The sequence below is a fragment of the Mesorhizobium sp. M7A.F.Ca.MR.362.00.0.0 genome (assembly GCF_004023175.1).
Classification (GTDB): domain Bacteria; phylum Pseudomonadota; class Alphaproteobacteria; order Rhizobiales; family Rhizobiaceae; genus Mesorhizobium.
On record NZ_RZTF01000826.1, the window covers coordinates 1 to 857 of the forward strand.

1 protein-coding gene is annotated in these 857 nt (G+C 63.7%); it reads right to left on the reverse strand.

Features of this window, described 5'->3' with window-relative positions:
* Window positions 1-494 (reverse strand): LysR family transcriptional regulator (locus EOC06_RS37985; RefSeq protein ID WP_128310156.1); only part of this gene is annotated, 494 nt, incomplete at its 3' end.
* Between the last annotated feature and the right edge of the window lie 363 nt (window positions 495-857).

An 857-nucleotide genomic window follows, 5' to 3' on the forward strand; every position in this document is an offset into this window, starting at 1 on the left:
AACTGGGTGCGTATCTCCGGCGCGGACGTTCCAAGCAGGCCGATCTCCAGATCAATGAGCCCCTCCCTTAGCGGCCGCGCGTCTTTGTCAGGTTTGGGGACAAAGCGAAGGCAGATCCGTGGGGCTGCCCGAGTGACCGCGGCCACGACGGGGCCAGACAGAAATTCCAGAAATGCCTCGCTCACTCGGACGGTAAATGTCAGTTCGAGCGACGCGACGTCCATATGCGTGATCTGCGGCCGGAGCACTGCTTGCACGTCCCGCGCAAGCTCATGGACGCGCTCGCGCAGTTCGGCAGCGCGCGGTGTCGGCACCAGGCCTCGCCCGGCGCGAACGAGCAGCGGGTCGCCTGTTGCTGCCCGAAGTCGCGTGAGCGTCCGGCTCATGGCCGATGCGCTCAAGCCGAGGCGACGGGCTGCCCCTGTCACGCTGCCCTCGGCGAGCAGCACATCCAGTGCGACGAGAAGGTTCAGGTCCACATCAACATTGGTCATGACCTGAGCCTATCCCAGCCGCGTCGCCAGACATAGCGTTTGATGCAACCATACTTTGACTTTGATGCGTCTGGCGCCCTGCGCACGGCCGCTTATATCGGCTGTCGGACCAACATCGAAAGCTACCAACTCTCATGCCCAAACACATTCCGAGCGACCCAGCTCGCACAATCCTCCTCATTGGCGCATCGCGGGGCCTCGGCCATGCCATGGCGGCCGAGTTCCTGAAAAAGGGATGGAATGTCGTCGGCACAGTTCGCGGCGGCGGAACCCGGACCTTGCTGCACGATCTGGCAGACGAGCATGCTGGCCGGGTCGAGATAGAGACCCTGGACATCTGCGCGCCCGACCAGGTTGCGGGCC